The organism is Kosakonia oryzae (assembly GCF_001658025.2).
GTDB classification, from domain to species: Bacteria; Pseudomonadota; Gammaproteobacteria; order Enterobacterales; family Enterobacteriaceae; genus Kosakonia; species Kosakonia oryzae.
Genome location: NZ_CP014007.2, coordinates 4,368,970 through 4,386,544 on the forward strand (window position 1 = coordinate 4,368,970; position 17,575 = coordinate 4,386,544).

12 protein-coding genes, 3 tRNA genes and 3 rRNA genes are annotated in these 17,575 nt (G+C 53.4%); 10 read left to right on the plus strand and 8 right to left on the minus strand.

What is annotated here, in order from left to right; all coding sequences use genetic code 11:
• Positions 1-4 precede the first annotated feature (4 nt).
• Positions 5-808 carry a 2,5-didehydrogluconate reductase DkgB gene (gene dkgB / locus AWR26_RS20750; RefSeq protein WP_007373263.1) on the minus strand — a complete coding sequence of 268 codons (804 nt, stop codon included), beginning with the start codon at positions 806-808 and terminating at the stop codon, positions 5-7.
• Between the two features lie 200 nt (positions 809-1,008).
• Between dkgB and AWR26_RS20755 the strand changes: the two genes are divergently transcribed.
• From AWR26_RS20755 to fabF, 4 genes are read left to right on the plus strand one after another with little or no spacing between them, the layout of a single operon-like run.
• Positions 1,009-1,563, plus strand: coding sequence for a winged helix-turn-helix transcriptional regulator (locus tag AWR26_RS20755; RefSeq protein ID WP_064568371.1), 555 nt, complete (start codon positions 1,009-1,011; stop codon positions 1,561-1,563).
• Positions 1,550-2,593 (plus strand): HlyD family secretion protein, encoded by a 1,044-nt coding sequence (locus AWR26_RS20760; RefSeq protein ID WP_064568372.1) that lies wholly within the window; start codon positions 1,550-1,552, stop codon positions 2,591-2,593. Before AWR26_RS20755 ends, AWR26_RS20760 begins: the two co-directional genes overlap by 14 nt.
• Positions 2,590-4,152, plus strand: coding sequence for a DHA2 family efflux MFS transporter permease subunit (locus AWR26_RS20765; protein WP_064568373.1), 1,563 nt, complete (start codon positions 2,590-2,592; stop codon positions 4,150-4,152). The genes AWR26_RS20760 and AWR26_RS20765 overlap by 4 nt, the downstream gene beginning before the upstream one ends.
• Before the next feature lie 19 nt (positions 4,153-4,171).
• Positions 4,172-5,446 (plus strand): beta-ketoacyl-ACP synthase II, encoded by a 1,275-nt coding sequence (gene fabF, locus AWR26_RS20770; protein ID WP_064568374.1) that lies wholly within the window; start codon positions 4,172-4,174, stop codon positions 5,444-5,446.
• Positions 5,447-5,530: 84 nt separating this feature from the next.
• Here the strand turns inward: fabF and AWR26_RS20775 are convergent.
• The 7 genes from AWR26_RS20775 to gmhB all read right to left on the minus strand — a co-directional run bounded on the left by AWR26_RS20775 (position 5,531) and on the right by gmhB (position 11,765).
• Positions 5,531-5,607 (minus strand) — tRNA-Asp (locus AWR26_RS20775).
• Positions 5,608-5,664: 57 nt separating this feature from the next.
• Positions 5,665-5,780 (minus strand): 5S ribosomal RNA (gene rrf / locus AWR26_RS20780).
• Positions 5,781-5,874: 94 nt separating this feature from the next.
• Positions 5,875-8,779: ribosomal RNA gene (locus tag AWR26_RS20785) — 23S ribosomal RNA — on the minus strand.
• Positions 8,780-8,958: 179 nt separating this feature from the next.
• A tRNA-Ala gene (locus AWR26_RS20790) sits at positions 8,959-9,034 on the minus strand.
• A gap of 102 nt (positions 9,035-9,136) precedes the next feature.
• Positions 9,137-9,213 (minus strand) — tRNA-Ile (locus tag AWR26_RS20795).
• Between the two features lie 73 nt (positions 9,214-9,286).
• Positions 9,287-10,826 (minus strand): 16S ribosomal RNA (locus AWR26_RS20800).
• The 16S, 23S and 5S rRNA genes sit together here with 3 tRNA genes alongside, the layout of an rRNA operon.
• Before the next feature lie 372 nt (positions 10,827-11,198).
• Entirely contained in the window at positions 11,199-11,765 is a 567-nt protein-coding gene (gene gmhB, locus AWR26_RS20805; protein WP_007373255.1) for a D-glycero-beta-D-manno-heptose 1,7-bisphosphate 7-phosphatase, read from the minus strand.
• 187 nt (positions 11,766-11,952) lie between these two features.
• On the opposite strand from gmhB, the gene metN reads away from it, so the two are divergent.
• The 6 genes from metN to proS all read left to right on the plus strand — a co-directional run bounded on the left by metN (position 11,953) and on the right by proS (position 17,536).
• Positions 11,953-12,984: a methionine ABC transporter ATP-binding protein MetN gene (metN, locus tag AWR26_RS20810; RefSeq protein ID WP_064568375.1), complete on the plus strand. Its 1,032-nt coding sequence runs from the start codon at positions 11,953-11,955 to the stop codon at positions 12,982-12,984.
• Positions 12,977-13,630, plus strand: a complete 654-nt coding sequence (locus tag AWR26_RS20815) for a methionine ABC transporter permease MetI (protein ID WP_007373253.1) — start codon at positions 12,977-12,979, stop codon at positions 13,628-13,630. Before metN ends, AWR26_RS20815 begins: the two co-directional genes overlap by 8 nt.
• Before the next feature lie 39 nt (positions 13,631-13,669).
• Positions 13,670-14,485 (plus strand): methionine ABC transporter substrate-binding lipoprotein MetQ, encoded by an 816-nt coding sequence (gene metQ / locus AWR26_RS20820; RefSeq protein ID WP_043954906.1) that lies wholly within the window; start codon positions 13,670-13,672, stop codon positions 14,483-14,485.
• Between the two features lie 108 nt (positions 14,486-14,593).
• On the plus strand, positions 14,594-15,001 hold the full coding sequence (rcsF, locus tag AWR26_RS20825) for an Rcs stress response system protein RcsF (RefSeq protein ID WP_043954907.1): 408 nt from the start codon (positions 14,594-14,596) through the stop codon (positions 14,999-15,001).
• Complete coding sequence (gene tsaA, locus AWR26_RS20830; RefSeq protein WP_064568376.1) at positions 14,998-15,705, plus strand: tRNA (N6-threonylcarbamoyladenosine(37)-N6)-methyltransferase TrmO; 708 nt, start codon at positions 14,998-15,000, stop codon at positions 15,703-15,705. The genes rcsF and tsaA overlap by 4 nt, the downstream gene beginning before the upstream one ends.
• Before the next feature lie 112 nt (positions 15,706-15,817).
• Positions 15,818-17,536 (plus strand): proline--tRNA ligase, encoded by a 1,719-nt coding sequence (gene proS, locus AWR26_RS20835; RefSeq protein WP_043954911.1) that lies wholly within the window; start codon positions 15,818-15,820, stop codon positions 17,534-17,536.
• Positions 17,537-17,575 lie beyond the last annotated feature (39 nt).

A 17,575-nucleotide genomic window follows, 5' to 3' on the forward strand; every position in this document is an offset into this window, starting at 1 on the left:
TCGCTTAATCCCAGTTTGGCGCAAGCCCTTCCGGGCTGACCAGGCGGTCATTGCAATCCAACCCGGCAATTGCCGCTTTGTCTGCTGCATCCAGTTTAAGCGTCTGCGACTGCAGATTGCTGGCAAGGTTTTCACGCTTAGTAGAAGACGGGATCACTGCATAACCTTCACCCATCGCCCAGGCCAGGATCACCTGTGCTGGCGTGGCGTTATGTTTCTGCGCGATACGGCCAATCACTTCATCTTTCAGCGCTTTACCATAAGCCAGCGTCATGTAAGAGGTGATGTGAATACCGTGCTGTTTCGCCCAGTCAACCACTTTGCGGTTTTGCAGATACGGCGAGAGTTCAATCTGGTTGGTCGCGATATTCTCTGCTCCCACCGCCGCGATCGCTTCTTCCATCAATGGGATGGTGAAGTTAGATACGCCAATCTGACGGGTCAGGCCCTGCGCTTTCGCCTTCATCAGCTCCTGCATAGAAACTGCTACCGGTACTTCTGCACCAGGAGACGGCCAGTGGATCAGCGTCAGATCAACATAATCGGTGCCCAGTTTTTTCAGGCTCTCTTTCAGGCTTGGGATCAGCTTTGCTTCACCCAGGTTTTCCGTCCAGATCTTGGTGGTGATAAACAGCTCTTCACGCGCCACACCGCTTTCAGCAAGTGCTTTACCAATGGCTTCTTCATTACCGTAAATCTGTGCGGTATCAATCACGCGATAACCCAGTTCAAGGGCATTTTTTACCGAAGCGATCACCGCTTCATCCGTTAAACGGAAGGTACCCAGACCAAATGCAGGGATAGACATAAAAATTCCTCTTTCGTCGCTTACTAAGTCAGTGCGCAGATTATTACCAGGCGCCGGGTAAGGAAAAAGAGCATAAAAAGCAGAGGATTTTTGCCTGAGAAGCAATAGTTCTGCGGGGACATGTATATTGAGTTACTTGCATTTTGATAGTCACTATGTCACCGTGAGCGCAATGACACAGCAAATTTCCAGGCCAGATAATGAAAAATCAACCGCTTTGCACTGCTCCCTGCCCCATCGCCCGCAGCCTGGGACGCATTGGTGATAGCTGGAGCATGATAATCCTGCGTGACGCGTTTGCCGGTTTCACGCGCTTTGATGAGTTCCAGAAGAGCACCAACATTGCTCCAAATATTCTCTCTCGCCGCCTGAAAGAACTGGTGGATGACGGATTACTGGAAAAGGTGAGCTATAGCAGCACGCCACCACGTTACGAATACCATTTGACGCAGCTCGGACGCGACTTCCGCCCAGTGCTCCTTGCGCTGGTTGAATGGGGAAATAGCTATTTCTCCCCGGAAGGAGCACAAATTCAGCTGGTTGAACGTGAAACACAGCGCCCGGTCCAGACAATGCTGGTAGATAAAGCGACCGGTGAGCCAATCACGCCGGAGAAATACACCCTGGCGCCAGGCCCTGCGGCATCGCCGATGATCCTCTACCGCCAGGACTATCTGCAACGAAAACGGGCTGGCGATAACGCGCAGAAATTCGTACCGCAACACTATGCGAGCCGCGATCATGACGCTGAATAAAAAGAAAAAAACGCTGGTGCTAATAGCAGTGATGGCAGGGTTGCTGGCGGGTGCAAGTTACGGCGTTTACTGGTGGCAAAGCGGGCGCTTTATTCAGTCGACTGATGATGCTTATGTCGGCGGCGATATCAGCGCCATTTCCAGTAAAGTTTCCGGCTATATCCAGCAGATCGCGGTACAGGACAATATGTTAGTGAAGCGAGGCGATCTGTTAATCCGCCTTGATGATCGCGACTATCAGGCCGCCGTTGAACAAGCCATCGGTGAAGTTGCCGCTCAGCAGGCCGCGCTGGACGACATTGATGCCACCCGACAATTGCAACTGGCCACCATTGAAGGCTCAGCCGCTTCTCTGACAGCAGCCAGGGCCGTTACGGAAAAGTCCGCAAATGACAATCGCCGCTATAACGCGCTGGTGATGTCCAGTGCCGTTTCTGCCCAGGTGCGGGAAAATGCCTCTGCGGATTACCGTCGCGCCCGTGCGGAAGAGAGCAAAGCGCAGGCGGATACGACGGTCGCTGAACGCCAGTTACTAGTGCTGAATGCTAAAGAAAAACAGACGCAAGCCGCGCTGATACAGGCACAGGCCAGCCTAGCGATGGCGCGATTAAATCTCAGTTATACCGAAATTCGGGCACCGTTTGATGGCGTGATCGGTAATCGTCGGGCGTGGTCCGGCTCCTTCGTCAACAGCGGAACGCAATTGCTTTCGCTGGTTCCCGCTGACGGTTTATGGATTGATGCCAATTTTAAAGAGAGCCAGTTGGCGCATATGCGTCCAGGGCAAAGCGCTACGATCGTGGCCGATGTTTTGCCGGGTCACACTTTCCATGGCCACGTTGCCAGTGTTTCACCGGCAACAGGCTCGCGGTTTAGCATTCTCCCGGCAGAAAATGCTACCGGAAATTTCACCAAAATCGTTCAGCGTGTTCCGGTACGTATCGCATTGGAAGGTGATGCGGCGAAACTTGATGTATTACGTCCGGGGCTTTCTGTCGTCGTCACTGTTGATGAAAAGAGTTCGCGATGAGCAGCACTGGCACAGTACCGCTGTCACAAGGCGTTTCAATGCCGGTTAGCCAGAAAGTGTTTGCCTTCGCCAGTATGTGCGTGGGCATGTTCATCGCGCTGATTGATATTCAGATTGTTTCAGCCTCACTGCGGGACATTGGCGGTGGGCTCTCTGCTGGCGACGATGAAACGGTATGGGTTCAGACCAGTTACTTGATCGCAGAAATCATCATTATTCCTCTCTCCGGCTGGTTGGCGCGGGTTATGTCAACGCGCTGGCTATTTGCCGCTTCTGCGGCCGGTTTCACCGTGATGAGCCTGCTGTGCGGCTGGGCGTGGAATATTCAAAGCATGATCGCTTTTCGCGCCTTGCAAGGCCTGGCAGGTGGTTCAATGATCCCGCTGGTTTTCACGACAGCGTTTGCTTTTTTCCAGGGAAAACAACGCGTCATCGCAGCGGCAACGATTGGCGGTCTGGCGTCGCTGGCGCCGACTCTTGGCCCAACGGTCGGTGGCTGGATAACCGAAAATTTTAACTGGCACTGGCTTTTTTTTATCAACATCCTGCCCGGAATTTACATCACCATTGCGGTTCCGCTATTAGTAAAAATCGATACGCCTGACCCTTCACTTCTGCGCGGAGCTGATTACCTGAGCATTATCCTGCTCGCCGTTTCACTGGGGTGCCTGGAGTACACCCTTGAGGAAGGGCCGCGCTGGGGCTGGTTTGATGATACAACGCTGGCGACCACCGGCTGGATAGCGTTGCTGTGTGGCATTGCTTTCATTGTGCGAACCCTTCGCCATGCGCAACCGGTAATGGATCTTCGGGCATTACAGGACAGAACCTTTACGCTGGGCTGCTATTTCTCGTTTATGGCAGGGGTCGGCATCTTTGCTACGATCTATTTAACTCCGCTGTTTCTTGGGACGGTTCGCGGTTACAGCGCGCTGGAAATCGGCCTGGCAGTTTTTTCTACCGGTTTGTTCCAGGTTCTCTCGATACCGTTTTATGCCTGGCTGGCCAACCGTGTCGATTTACGCTGGCTGTTAATGGCGGGGTTGTTGGGATTTGCGGTTTCGATGTACAGCTTTATTCCTCTAACCCATGAATGGGGAGCGCAGGAGCTGCTGTTGCCGCAGGCATTTCGCGGGCTGGCGCAACAGTTTGCTGTCGCACCAACAGTCACACTTACGCTGGGTAGTCTGCCGCCCACGCGCCTGAAACTGGCATCCGGGCTGTTTAATTTGATGCGCAACCTCGGTGGTGCCATTGGTATCGCCCTGTGCGGCACAGTGATCAATGACCGAACCAATTTTCACTATAGCCGCCTTGCCGATCATCTCAATAACGCCAGCCTTCCAGTGACGGATTTCATTCAGAACAGTACTAATCGATTGATAAGCCAGGGTGTTGCGCCGGAAATAGCCAACAGTGCCGCACTGAAAAACCTTTCGTCATTAGCGATGCGGGAGGCGCGGACCCAGGCTTTCTCGGATGCATTCTGGTTAATTATGCTGGGTTTTTTGATTGCTGCGTTGCTTGTTCCATTCATGAAAAAGCCGCAGACACCATGATAGTTCAGGAGAAAGAGTTATGAGCGTTCCAACAAAACGCGTCGTCGTGACAGGAATGGGGATCGTTAGCCCGCTCGGCTGCGGCGTGTCACATGTCTGGCAAGCATTATTGCAGGGAAAATCCGGGATTTCCCGACTTGATGAGGAGATCGTTGAGGATATTGCCTGTAAAGTTGCGGGACAGGTTCCTTCCATTGAAGATGATCCGCTACATGGATTCGATCCCTCAGTAGCGATCCCATCAAAGGAACGGAAAAAAATGGACCGTTTTATCGAATTTGCGATGGTGGCGGCGCAGGAAGCGCTCTCTCAGGCGGGTTGGTTTCCAGAAGATCAAGCTGAAAGAGACCGCACCGCAACGGTGATCGCTACCGGTATTGGCGGTTTCAATGAGATAGCGAATGCCGTACGTACCACGGATACTCGCGGGCCGCGCCGTCTTTCCCCCTTTACCATCCCTTCCTTTCTCGCCAACCTGGCTGCTGGTCACGTGTCTATTGCTCACGGTTTTCGTGGACCGATTGGTGCGCCTGTTACTGCCTGCGCAGCAGGAGCTCAGGCAATTGGCGATGCAGCACGAATGATTCGCGCCGGTGAAGCGGATATTGCACTGTGCGGCGGAAGCGAGGCCGCGATCCATCGTGTCAGTCTTGGCGGTTTTGCTGCGGCAAAAGCATTATCCAGCAGTTTTAATGATCGCCCTGAGGAGGCATCACGGCCTTTCGATCGCGATCGTGACGGTTTTGTGATGGGTGAAGGTGCGGGTATCGTCGTTATTGAATCGCTGGAACACGCTCTGGCGCGAGGCGCTACGCCGCTGGCGGAATTGGTCGGATATGGTACCAGTGCCGATGCGCATCATCTTACTGCCGGGCCAGAAGATGGTAACGGCGCGCGTCGGGCGATGGAGGCGGCTATTAAGCAGGCGGGTATTATCCCGGCAGATATTCAGCATATTAATGCCCATGCCACGTCAACGCAGGTTGGAGATAAAGGGGAGCTGGCTGCGATTAAAAGCGTTTTTGGAACACATCAGGTAGCTATTACTTCAACGAAATCAGCGACCGGTCACCTGCTCGGAGCGGCGGGGGGTATTGAAGCAATCTTCACTATTCAGGCATTGCGTGAACAGGTTGTTCCACCAACGTTGAATCTACATCACCCGGATGCTGAGGCTGAAGGACTTCATCTGGTTGCGCTTACTGCACAGCCTCAGCGCATGCACTATGCGTTATCAAATGGGTTTGGTTTTGGTGGCGTGAATGCCAGCTTGCTGCTGAAACGGTGGGAGTAACATAAAGGGCATAATTGCCCTTTTTTTACGCGATCAACAGACGAAAAAAAACCGTATCTCATATGAGATACGGTTCCAAATAAGTGGCGGAACGGACGGGACTCGAACCCGCGACCCCCTGCGTGACAGGCAGGTATTCTAACCGACTGAACTACCGCTCCACCGAATTTCTTTACAACCACCGGTTTGTTGCCCCGGTCTGACTTGCTTAATTTGATGCCTGGCAGTTCCCTACTCTCGCATGGGGAGACCCCACACTACCATCGGCGCTACGGCGTTTCACTTCTGAGTTCGGCATGGGGTCAGGTGGGACCACCGCGCTAGTGCCGCCAGGCAAATTCTGTTCACCGCCATGCCACCAGGGCACACCGGTCTAATCTGTATCACGCTGAAAATTCTCTCTCACGCCAAAACATCTTCGGCGTTGTAAGGTTAAGCCTCACGGTTCATTAGTACCGGTTAGCTCAACGCATCGCTGCGCTTACACACCCGGCCTATCAACGTCGTCGTCTTCAACGTTCCTTCAGGAGACTCGAAGTCTCAGGGAGAACTCATCTCGGGGCAAGTTTCGTGCTTAGATGCTTTCAGCACTTATCTCTTCCGCATTTAGCTACCGGGCAGTGCCATTGGCATGACAACCCGAACACCAGTGATGCGTCCACTCCGGTCCTCTCGTACTAGGAGCAGCCCCCCTCAGTTCTCCAGCGCCCACGGCAGATAGGGACCGAACTGTCTCACGACGTTCTAAACCCAGCTCGCGTACCACTTTAAATGGCGAACAGCCATACCCTTGGGACCTACTTCAGCCCCAGGATGTGATGAGCCGACATCGAGGTGCCAAACACCGCCGTCGATATGAACTCTTGGGCGGTATCAGCCTGTTATCCCCGGAGTACCTTTTATCCGTTGAGCGATGGCCCTTCCATTCAGAACCACCGGATCACTATGACCTGCTTTCGCACCTGCTCGCGCCGTCACGCTCGCAGTCAAGCCAGCTTATGCCATTGCACTAACCTCCTGATGTCCGACCAGGATTAGCTGACCTTCGTGCTCCTCCGTTACGCTTTAGGAGGAGACCGCCCCAGTCAAACTACCCACCAGACACTGTCCGCAACCCGGATCACGGGTCAACGTTAGAACATCAAACATTAAAGGGTGGTATTTCAAGGTTGGCTCCACGCAGACTGGCGTCCACGCTTCAAAGCCTCCCACCTATCCTACACATCAAGGCTCAATGTTCAGTGTCAAGCTATAGTAAAGGTTCACGGGGTCTTTCCGTCTTGCCGCGGGTACACTGCATCTTCACAGCGAGTTCAATTTCACTGAGTCTCGGGTGGAGACAGCCTGGCCATCATTACGCCATTCGTGCAGGTCGGAACTTACCCGACAAGGAATTTCGCTACCTTAGGACCGTTATAGTTACGGCCGCCGTTTACCGGGGCTTCGATCAGGAGCTTCTCCTTACGGATAACCCCATCAATTAACCTTCCGGCACCGGGCAGGCGTCACACCGTATACGTCCACTTTCGTGTTTGCACAGTGCTGTGTTTTTAATAAACAGTTGCAGCCAGCTGGTATCTTCGACTGATTTCAGCTCCACGAGCAAGTCGCTTCACCTACGCATCAGCGTGCCTTCTCCCGAAGTTACGGCACCATTTTGCCTAGTTCCTTCACCCGAGTTCTCTCAAGCGCCTTGGTATTCTCTACCTGACCACCTGTGTCGGTTTGGGGTACGATTTCGTGTTACCTGGAGCTTAGAGGCTTTTCCTGGAAGCAGGGCATTTGTTGCTTCAGCACCGTGGTGCCTCGTCATCACGCCTCAGTGTTAAAGCACTCCGGATTTGCCTGGAGCACACACCTTCACGCTTAAACCGGGACAACCGTCGCCCGGCCAACATAGCCTTCTCCGTCCCCCCTTCGCAGTAACACCAAGTACAGGAATATTAACCTGTTTCCCATCGACTACGCCTTTCGGCCTCGCCTTAGGGGTCGACTCACCCTGCCCCGATTAACGTTGGACAGGAACCCTTGGTCTTCCGGCGAGCGGGCTTTTCACCCGCTTTATCGTTACTTATGTCAGCATTCGCACTTCTGATACCTCCAGCAACCCTCACAGGCCACCTTCGCAGGCTTACAGAACGCTCCCCTACCCAACAACACATCAGTGTCGCTGCCGCAGCTTCGGTGCATGGTTTAGCCCCGTTACATCTTCCGCGCAGGCCGACTCGACCAGTGAGCTATTACGCTTTCTTTAAATGATGGCTGCTTCTAAGCCAACATCCTGGCTGTCTGGGCCTTCCCACATCGTTTCCCACTTAACCATGACTTTGGGACCTTAGCTGGCGGTCTGGGTTGTTTCCCTCTTCACGACGGACGTTAGCACCCGCCGTGTGTCTCCCGTGATAACATTCTCCGGTATTCGTAGTTTGCATCGGGTTGGTAAGCCGGGATGGCCCCCTAGCCGAAACAGTGCTCTACCCCCGGAGATGAATTCACGAGGCGCTACCTAAATAGCTTTCGGGGAGAACCAGCTATCTCCCGGTTTGATTGGCCTTTCACCCCCAGCCACAGGTCATCCGCTAATTTTTCAACATTAGTCGGTTCGGTCCTCCAGTTAGTGTTACCCAACCTTCAACCTGCCCATGGCTAGATCACCGGGTTTCGGGTCTATACCCTGCAACTTAACGCCCAGTTAAGACTCGGTTTCCCTGCGGCTCCCCTATACGGTTAACCTTGCTACAGAATATAAGTCGCTGACCCATTATACAAAAGGTACGCAGTCACACCCGAAGGTGCTCCCACTGCTTGTACGTACACGGTTTCAGGTTCTTTTTCACTCCCCTCGCCGGGGTTCTTTTCGCCTTTCCCTCACGGTACTGGTTCACTATCGGTCAGTCAGGAGTATTTAGCCTTGGAGGATGGTCCCCCCATATTCAGACAGGATACCACGTGTCCCGCCCTACTCATCGAGCTCACAGCCTGTGCGTTTTCGTGTACGGGGCTGTCACCCTGTATCGCGCGACTTTCCGGACGCTTCCACTAACACACAAGCTGATTCAGGCTCTGGGCTCCTCCCCGTTCGCTCGCCGCTACTGGGGGAATCTCGGTTGATTTCTTTTCCTCGGGGTACTTAGATGTTTCAGTTCCCCCGGTTCGCTTCACAGCACTATGGATTCATGCTGTGATGATGCACCGAAGTGCACCGGGTTTCCCCATTCGGACATCGCCGGGTCAAGGGTTCATATCACCTCGCCGGCGCTTTTCGCAGATTAGCACGTCCTTCATCGCCTCTGACTGCCAGGGCATCCACCGTGTACGCTTAGTCGCTTAACCTCACAACCCGAAGATGTTTCTTCCGATTCATCATCGCATTGCGAAAATTTGAGAGACTCACGAACAACTTGCGTTGTTCAGTGTTTCAATTTTCAGCTTGATCCAGATTTTTAAAGAGCAAAACTTCGCAGCACACACAGAATGTGTACTCTGAAGTTTTCTTGGTTGTGCAGTAATGATGGTGGAGCTATGCGGGATCGAACCGCAGACCTCCTGCGTGCAAAGCAGGCGCTCTCCCAGCTGAGCTATAGCCCCATCGTGGTCTCTGTAACCTTAATTACTTCGGAGACAAGGCGCGAAATGACGAAGCATATCTGAGTATGTGAGTCATTTTGCAACACAGTATCCGGAGCAATTTGGTAGGCCTGAGTGGACTTGAACCACCGACCTCACCCTTATCAGGGGTGCGCTCTAACCACCTGAGCTACAAGCCTGCAGAGATTTTCTTACTGCTGTTTTTTCATCAGACAATCTGTGTGAGCACTTCAGGGAAGGGTTCTTTTAAGGTAAGGAGGTGATCCAACCGCAGGTTCCCCTACGGTTACCTTGTTACGACTTCACCCCAGTCATGAATCACAAAGTGGTAAGCGCCCTCCCGAAGGTTAAGCTACCTACTTCTTTTGCAACCCACTCCCATGGTGTGACGGGCGGTGTGTACAAGGCCCGGGAACGTATTCACCGTGACATTCTGATTCACGATTACTAGCGATTCCGACTTCATGGAGTCGAGTTGCAGACTCCAATCCGGACTACGACGCACTTTATGAGGTCCGCTTGCTCTCGCGAGGTCGCTTCTCTTTGTATGCGCCATTGTAGCACGTGTGTAGCCCTGGTCGTAAGGGCCATGATGACTTGACGTCATCCCCACCTTCCTCCAGTTTATCACTGGCAGTCTCCTTTGAGTTCCCGGCCGGACCGCTGGCAACAAAGGATAAGGGTTGCGCTCGTTGCGGGACTTAACCCAACATTTCACAACACGAGCTGACGACAGCCATGCAGCACCTGTCTCACAGTTCCCGAAGGCACCCCGGCATCTCTGCCAGGTTCTGTGGATGTCAAGACCAGGTAAGGTTCTTCGCGTTGCATCGAATTAAACCACATGCTCCACCGCTTGTGCGGGCCCCCGTCAATTCATTTGAGTTTTAACCTTGCGGCCGTACTCCCCAGGCGGTCGATTTAACGCGTTAGCTCCGGAAGCCACGCCTCAAGGGCACAACCTCCAAATCGACATCGTTTACGGCGTGGACTACCAGGGTATCTAATCCTGTTTGCTCCCCACGCTTTCGCACCTGAGCGTCAGTCTTCGTCCAGGAGGCCGCCTTCGCCACCGGTATTCCTCCAGATCTCTACGCATTTCACCGCTACACCTGGAATTCTACCTCCCTCTACGAGACTCCAGCCTGCCAGTTTCGAATGCAGTTCCCAGGTTGAGCCCGGGGATTTCACATCCGACTTGACAGACCGCCTGCGTGCGCTTTACGCCCAGTAATTCCGATTAACGCTTGCACCCTCCGTATTACCGCGGCTGCTGGCACGGAGTTAGCCGGTGCTTCTTCTGCGGGTAACGTCAATCGGCACGGTTATTAACCGTACCGCCTTCCTCCCCGCTGAAAGTGCTTTACAACCCGAAGGCCTTCTTCACACACGCGGCATGGCTGCATCAGGCTTGCGCCCATTGTGCAATATTCCCCACTGCTGCCTCCCGTAGGAGTCTGGACCGTGTCTCAGTTCCAGTGTGGCTGGTCATCCTCTCAGACCAGCTAGGGATCGTCGCCTAGGTGGGCCGTTACCCCGCCTACTAGCTAATCCCATCTGGGCACATCTGATGGCAAGAGGCCCGAAGGTCCCCCTCTTTGGTCTTGCGACGTTATGCGGTATTAGCTACCGTTTCCAGTAGTTATCCCCCTCCATCAGGCAGTTTCCCAGACATTACTCACCCGTCCGCCACTCGTCACCCGAGAGCAAGCTCTCTGTGCTACCGTTCGACTTGCATGTGTTAGGCCTGCCGCCAGCGTTCAATCTGAGCCATGATCAAACTCTTCAATTTAAAAGTTTGATGCTCAATGAATTAAACTTCGTAATGAATTACGTGTTCACTCGTTGAGACTTGGTATTCATTTTTGTCCGAAGACATTCAAGAATCCGCGTCACCTGAGTGCCCACACAGATTGTCTGATAAATTGTTAAAGAGCAGTTGCGACGCGGCTTTCAGCTCACTGTCGCGAGGTGGCGTATATTACGCTTTCCTCTTTCAGAGTCAACCCCGATTTTCAGGATTTTTTCTCTTCCGACTTAACGTCGCTGCGGGATGTTCTTCGCTGGCGCCGTGTCGATGGAGGCGCATTATAGGGAGCCGGAGAGGAATGACAAGCGGAAAAATGCATTTTTATTTCAACCGCTCATCTTTTCGTCACAACGGTTATTTTTGGTGCTTTTTGATAGCTAATGGCAGCTCCGCAAGGCTATTAATCACCCAATCAGCGCTTTTTTCCGCTTCCGGGGTGACCGGTTTTCCCGTGCGCACTAAGACTTTCGTCCCCACTTGCGCAGCATCCGCCGCCTGCATGTCTTCTATTTTATCACCTACCATATAAGAAGCAGCCATATCGATGTGCAGGAAATCGCGGGCAGAGATCAACATCCCCGGATGCGGCTTACGGCAATCGCACACCTGACGAAACTCTTCAACGGTTCCCTGCGGGTGATGCGGACAATAATAGATGCCGTCCAGATCCACACCGCGATCGGCCAGCGACCAGTCCATCCACTCGGTCAGCGTTTCAAACTGCGCTTCGGTAAATTTTCCGCGAGCAATACCAGACTGGTTCGTTACCAGAACCAGCGCGTAGCCCATCTCTTTAAGTTCGCGCATGGCGTCAATGACGCCATCAATAAATTCGAAGTTATCGATCTCATGCACGTAGCCATGATCAACATTAATCGTGCCATCACGATCGAGGAAAATAGCGGGTACTGACTTTGCCACGGGTTTACTCCTGAAAAAGGCATAGAAGCTTAGTATCTCATGTTTCGCAACGCAGGAAAGTGCTCATCATTACGAGCGACATTGATTTAGACGTCTGGATGCCTTACCATCCGCTCTGTTTACGGGTACGCCCGTAACCGGCAGAACAAAATGCCACGGCTAACTCTTATACGATAAAAATAATCTAATGATTAAACTTTCGAATATCACCAAAGTGTTCCAGCAGGGGAACCGTACTATACAGGCGCTGAACAACGTCAGCCTGCATGTTCCCGCTGGTCAAATTTATGGCGTTATTGGCGCATCAGGTGCGGGGAAAAGTACGCTTATCCGCTGCGTTAACCTGCTTGAGCGTCCGACGCAAGGCAGTGTGCTGGTCGATGGCCAGGAACTGACCAAACTCTCTGAAGCGGAATTAACTAAAGCTCGCCGCCAAATTGGCATGATCTTCCAGCACTTTAATCTGCTGGCATCGCGTACCGTTTTCGGTAACGTCGCATTACCGCTGGAGCTGGATAATACCCCGCGTGACGAGATCCATCGCCGGGTAAAAGAGCTGCTTGATCTGGTCGGTCTTGGCGATAAACATGACAGTTATCCGGCCAACCTCTCCGGCGGGCAAAAACAGCGCGTGGCTATCGCCCGTGCGCTGGCCAGCAACCCGAAAGTGTTGCTGTGTGACGAAGCCACCAGCGCGCTGGATCCGGCAACAACACGTTCCATTCTTGAATTGCTGAAAGACATTAACCGTCGCCTCGGTCTGACCATTCTGCTGATCACCCATGAAATGGATGTGGTGAAGCGCATTTGCGACTGCGTGGCCGTCATCAGTAACGGTGAATTGATTGAGCAGGATACAGTGAGTGAAGTCTTCTCCCATCCGAAAACGCCGCTGGCGCAGCAGTTTATTCAGTCCACTCTGCATCTCGATATTCCGGAAGATTATGCACAACGCTTGCAGCCGCAACCGCAGGCTGACAGCGTACCAATGTTGCGTATGGAATTTACCGGTCAGTCGGTGGATGCGCCGCTGTTGTCTGAAACCGCGCGTCGTTTCAACGTGAACAACAACATTATTAGCGCGCAGATGGATTACGCGGGCGGCGTGAAGTTCGGCATTATGCTGACGGAAATGCACGGCACTCAGCAGGATACCCAGGCGGCCATCGCCTGGTTGCAGGAACACCATGTAAAAATAGAGGTACTCGGTTATGTCTGAGGCAATGATGTGGCTCTTTGCCCGCAGCATCTGGGAAACACTGTTTATGACCTTTGCCTCCGGTCTGCTGGGTTTTGTCGTGGGTCTGCCGTTTGGCGTGCTGTTGTATGTCACGCGTCCGGGTCAGATCATGCAGAATCCGGGTCTGTATCGGGTGATCTCTGCGCTGGTCAACATTTTCCGCTCCATTCCGTTCATTATTTTGTTGGTCTGGATGATTCCTTTTACGCGCGTGATTGTCGGCACCTCAATTGGTCTGTACGCCGTCATTGTTCCGCTGACGGTTGGTGCCGCGCCGTTTATCGCCCGTATGGTGGAAAACACCTTGCTGGAGCTGCCGGCAGGTTTGATTGAAGCTTCCCGTGCGATGGGCGCAACGCCGATGCAGATCATCCGCAAAGTGCTGTTGCCGGAGGCGCTGCCGGGCCTCATCAATGCTGCGACCATTACGCTGATTACCCTCGTGGGTTATTCCGCAATGGGCGGCGCCGTCGGTGCCGGCGGTCTGGGGCAACTGGGGATCCAGTACGGCTATGTGACCTATAACCCATTAGTAATGAATACCGTACTGATATTACTCGTGGTTCTGGTTTACTTAATTCAGTTCGCGGGCGATCGTATCGTCCGGGCAGTGACGCACAAATAACGTTACACAACATAACGACTCTGAGAGAAGGGAAATAACATGGCTTTTAAATTCAAGACCTTTGCAGCGGTAGGTGCTCTGCTTGGTTCTCTGGTGCTGGTCGGATGCGGCCAGGATGAAAAGGATCCGAATCACATCAAAGTCGGTGTGATTGTTGGTGCTGAACAACAGGTTGCCGAAGTCGCACAGAAAGTTGCGAAAGAGAAATATGGCCTCGACGTTGAGCTGGTGACTTTTAACGACTACGTGCTGCCAAACGAAGCGCTGAGCAAAGGCGATATCGATGCTAACGCCTTCCAGCACAAACCGTACCTCGATCAGCAGATCAAAGATCGCGGTTTCAAACTGGTTCCGGTCGGCAATACTTTTGTTTATCCGATCGCAGGCTATTCCAAAAAAATCAAATCACTGTCTGAATTGCAGGATGGTTCTCAGGTCGCCGTGCCAAACGATCCGACTAACCTCGGCCGTTCCCTGCTGCTGTTGCAGAAACAGGGTCTGATCAAACTGAAAGACGGCGTGGGCTTGATGCCGACCGTACTGGATATCACCGAAAACCCGAAAAACCTGAAGATTGTTGAGCTGGAAGCGCCGCAGCTGCCGCGTTCTCTGGATGACGCACAGATTGCACTGGCGGTGATCAACACCACTTACGCCAGCCAGATCGGCCTGACTCCGGCAAAAGACGGTATCTTCGTTGAAGATAAAGACTCCCCGTACGTGAACCTGATCGTTGCCCGTGAAGATAACAAAGACGCTGAAAACGTGAAAAAATTCGTTCAGGCTTTCCAGTCTGATGAAGTGAGTGAAGCGGCGAACAAAGTCTTCAATGGCGGCGCGGTGAAAGGCTGGTAATCTCTTCAGTCTGTAATATCATTCAAGGCGGGCGAAAGCCCGCCTTGTCATTTGTGCACGTCCCTGATTCAATAAGCGGCGTTAAGAAAATCACTTTGAGGAAAGATTATGCGTGCTTTACCGATCTGTTTATTAGCACTCATGTTGAGCGGCTGCTCCCTGCTAAGCAGATCCCCTGTCGAACCGGTACAAAGTAGCGCAGTGACGCCAAAATCAGAGCCGGTAAAACCGAAAGTGACACGCCCTGCCCCAGTGCGCATCATCACTGATGCACAAGATTTAGTGGGTAAACCGTTCCGCGATCTGGGTGAAGTAACCGGTGAATCCTGTCAGGCAAGCAACCAGGACTCTCCGCCGAACATCCCGACCGCCCGCAAACGCATGCAGATTAATGCCTCGAAAAAAGCCAAAGCCAATGCCGTTCTGCTGCATAGCTGTGAAGTGACCAGCGGTACGCCGGGCTGCTACCGCCAGGCCATCTGCGTGGGTTCCGCACTCGACGTTTCGGCAAAATGAATACCTTTGCTTTCGGGCAAATAGGTGTCATCCGTTCACCGTATAAAGAGAAGTTTGCCGTACCGCGCCAGCCGGGTCTGGTGAAACATGGCGGCGGCGAACTTCACTTGCTTCCTCCTTATAATCAACCCGATGCGGTGCGTGGCCTCGAAGGGTTCAGCCATTTGTGGGTGCTTTTCGTTTTTCATCAAACGATGGATGGCGGATGGCGTCCTACCGTGCGCCCGCCGCGGCTCGGGGGTAATGCAAGAATGGGCGTGTTCGCCACGCGATCAACGTTTCGCCCCAATCCAATCGGCATGTCGCTGGTCGAATTAAACGGGATCCGCTGTCATAAAGATCAGGTGATTTTACAGCTCGGTAGCCTGGATCTGGTTGATGGCACGCCGGTTGTGGATATCAAACCTTATCTGCCCTTTGCCGAAGCCGTGCCCGATGCGCAGGCCAGTTACGCGCAGCAGGCGCCGGTTGCCGATATCCCGGTTAGCTTTACACCCGACGTGGAGTCGCAGCTTAGCGGGCTGGAAAAGCGTTATCCCCACTTCAAAGCCTTTTTGCTGGAAGTGCTGGCGCAGGATCCGCGTCCGGCCTACCGAAAAGAGGAAGAGCAAGGGAAGACTTACGCCGTCTGGCTGCTGGATTTTAATGTGCGCTGGCGCGTAACGGCGACAGGATTCGAAGTCTTTGCGCTGGAAGCACGCTAATTTTATTCCCCTCTCTTTTGGCATCTCTGCCAGGCTGATAAACTAAACCACTTTTTTTGTGTCAGGCCTGATTTCGGGCCTGTTCCGATTGTCCAAATGGAACCGTAACAACATGCGTACTAGCCAATACTTGCTCTCCACTCTTAAGGAGACGCCTGCCGACGCCGAAGTCATCAGCCACCAGCTGATGCTGCGCGCCGGGATGATCCGCAAACTGGCCTCCGGGTTATACACCTGGCTGCCGACCGGTCTGCGCGTCCTGAAAAAAGTCGAAAACATCGTGCGTGAAGAGATGAATAACGCCGGTGCGATTGAGGTGTCCATGCCAGTGGTGCAGCCAGCCGATCTGTGGCAGGAAAGCGGCCGCTGGGAGCAGTATGGCCCGGAACTGCTGCGTTTTGTTGATCGCGGCGATCGCCCGTTCGTCCTCGGCCCGACTCATGAAGAAGTCATCACCGATCTGATCCGTAACGAGCTGAATTCCTACAAACAGCTGCCGCTGAACTTCTTCCAGATCCAGACTAAGTTCCGCGATGAAGTGCGCCCGCGCTTTGGCGTTATGCGTTCCCGCGAATTCCTGATGAAAGATGCTTACTCTTTCCATACCTCTCAGGAATCCTTGCAGGAAACCTATGACGCAATGTATGCCGCCTACAGCAAAATCTTCAGCCGTATGGGGCTGGATTTCCGCGCTGTACAGGCCGATACCGGCTCGATCGGCGGTAGCGCATCCCATGAATTCCAGGTGCTGGCGCAGAGCGGTGAAGATGATGTGATCTTCTCTGACTCCTCCGATTTCGCCGCCAACATCGAGTTTGCTGAAGCGCTGGCGCCAAAAGAACCGCGCGCCGCCGCCACGCAGGAAATGACGCTGGTTGATACGCCAAACGCGAAAACCATCGCCGAGCTGGTTGAACAGTTCAACCTGCCGATTGAGAAAACGGTAAAAACGCTGCTGGTGAAAGCCGTTGAAGGCAGCAGCTACCCGCTGGTCGCGCTGCTGGTACGCGGCGATCACGAGCTGAACGAAGTGAAAGCGGAAAAACTGCCGCAGGTTGCTGCGCCGTTAACTTTCGCCACCGAAGCGGAAATTCGCGCCGTGGTCAATGCCGGTCCAGGCTCCCTTGGTCCGGTTAATATGCCAATTCCTGTGGTGATCGACCGTACCGTTGCCGCGATGAGCGACTTCTCTGCAGGCGCGAACATCGACGGTAAACACTACTTCGGTATCAACTGGGATCGCGATGTCGTGACGCCGGAAGTGGCCGATATCCGTAACGTTGTCGCTGGCGATCCAAGCCCGGACGGTAAAGGTACGCTGCTGATTAAACGCGGTATCGAAGTGGGTCATATTTTCCAGCTCGGCACCAAGTACTCCCAGGCGCTGAACGCGGCGGTACAGGGTGAAGATGGCCGCAACCAGATCCTGACCATGGGCTGCTACGGTATCGGTGTAACGCGCGTGGTGGCCGCGGCGATCGAGCAGAACAACGACGAGCGCGGGATCATCTGGCCGGACGCTATCGCGCCGTTCCAGGTTGCGCTGCTGCCGATGAACATGCACAAATCCTACCGTGTGCAGGAACTGGCGGAAAAACTCTACGCCGAACTGCGCGCGCAGGGTATTGAAGTGCTGATGGATGACCGTAAAGAGCGTCCGGGCGTGATGTTTGCTGATATGGAACTGATCGGTATCCCGCACACGGTGGTGATCGGCGATCGCAACCTCGACAACGACGATATTGAATACAAATATCGTCGCAACGGCGAGAAGCAGCTCATCAAAACCGGCGACATCCTTGATTACCTGGTGAAAGCCATTAAAGGCTAAGCCGACAAAAAGCCCCGCGAGCGGGGCTTTTTTATGGTG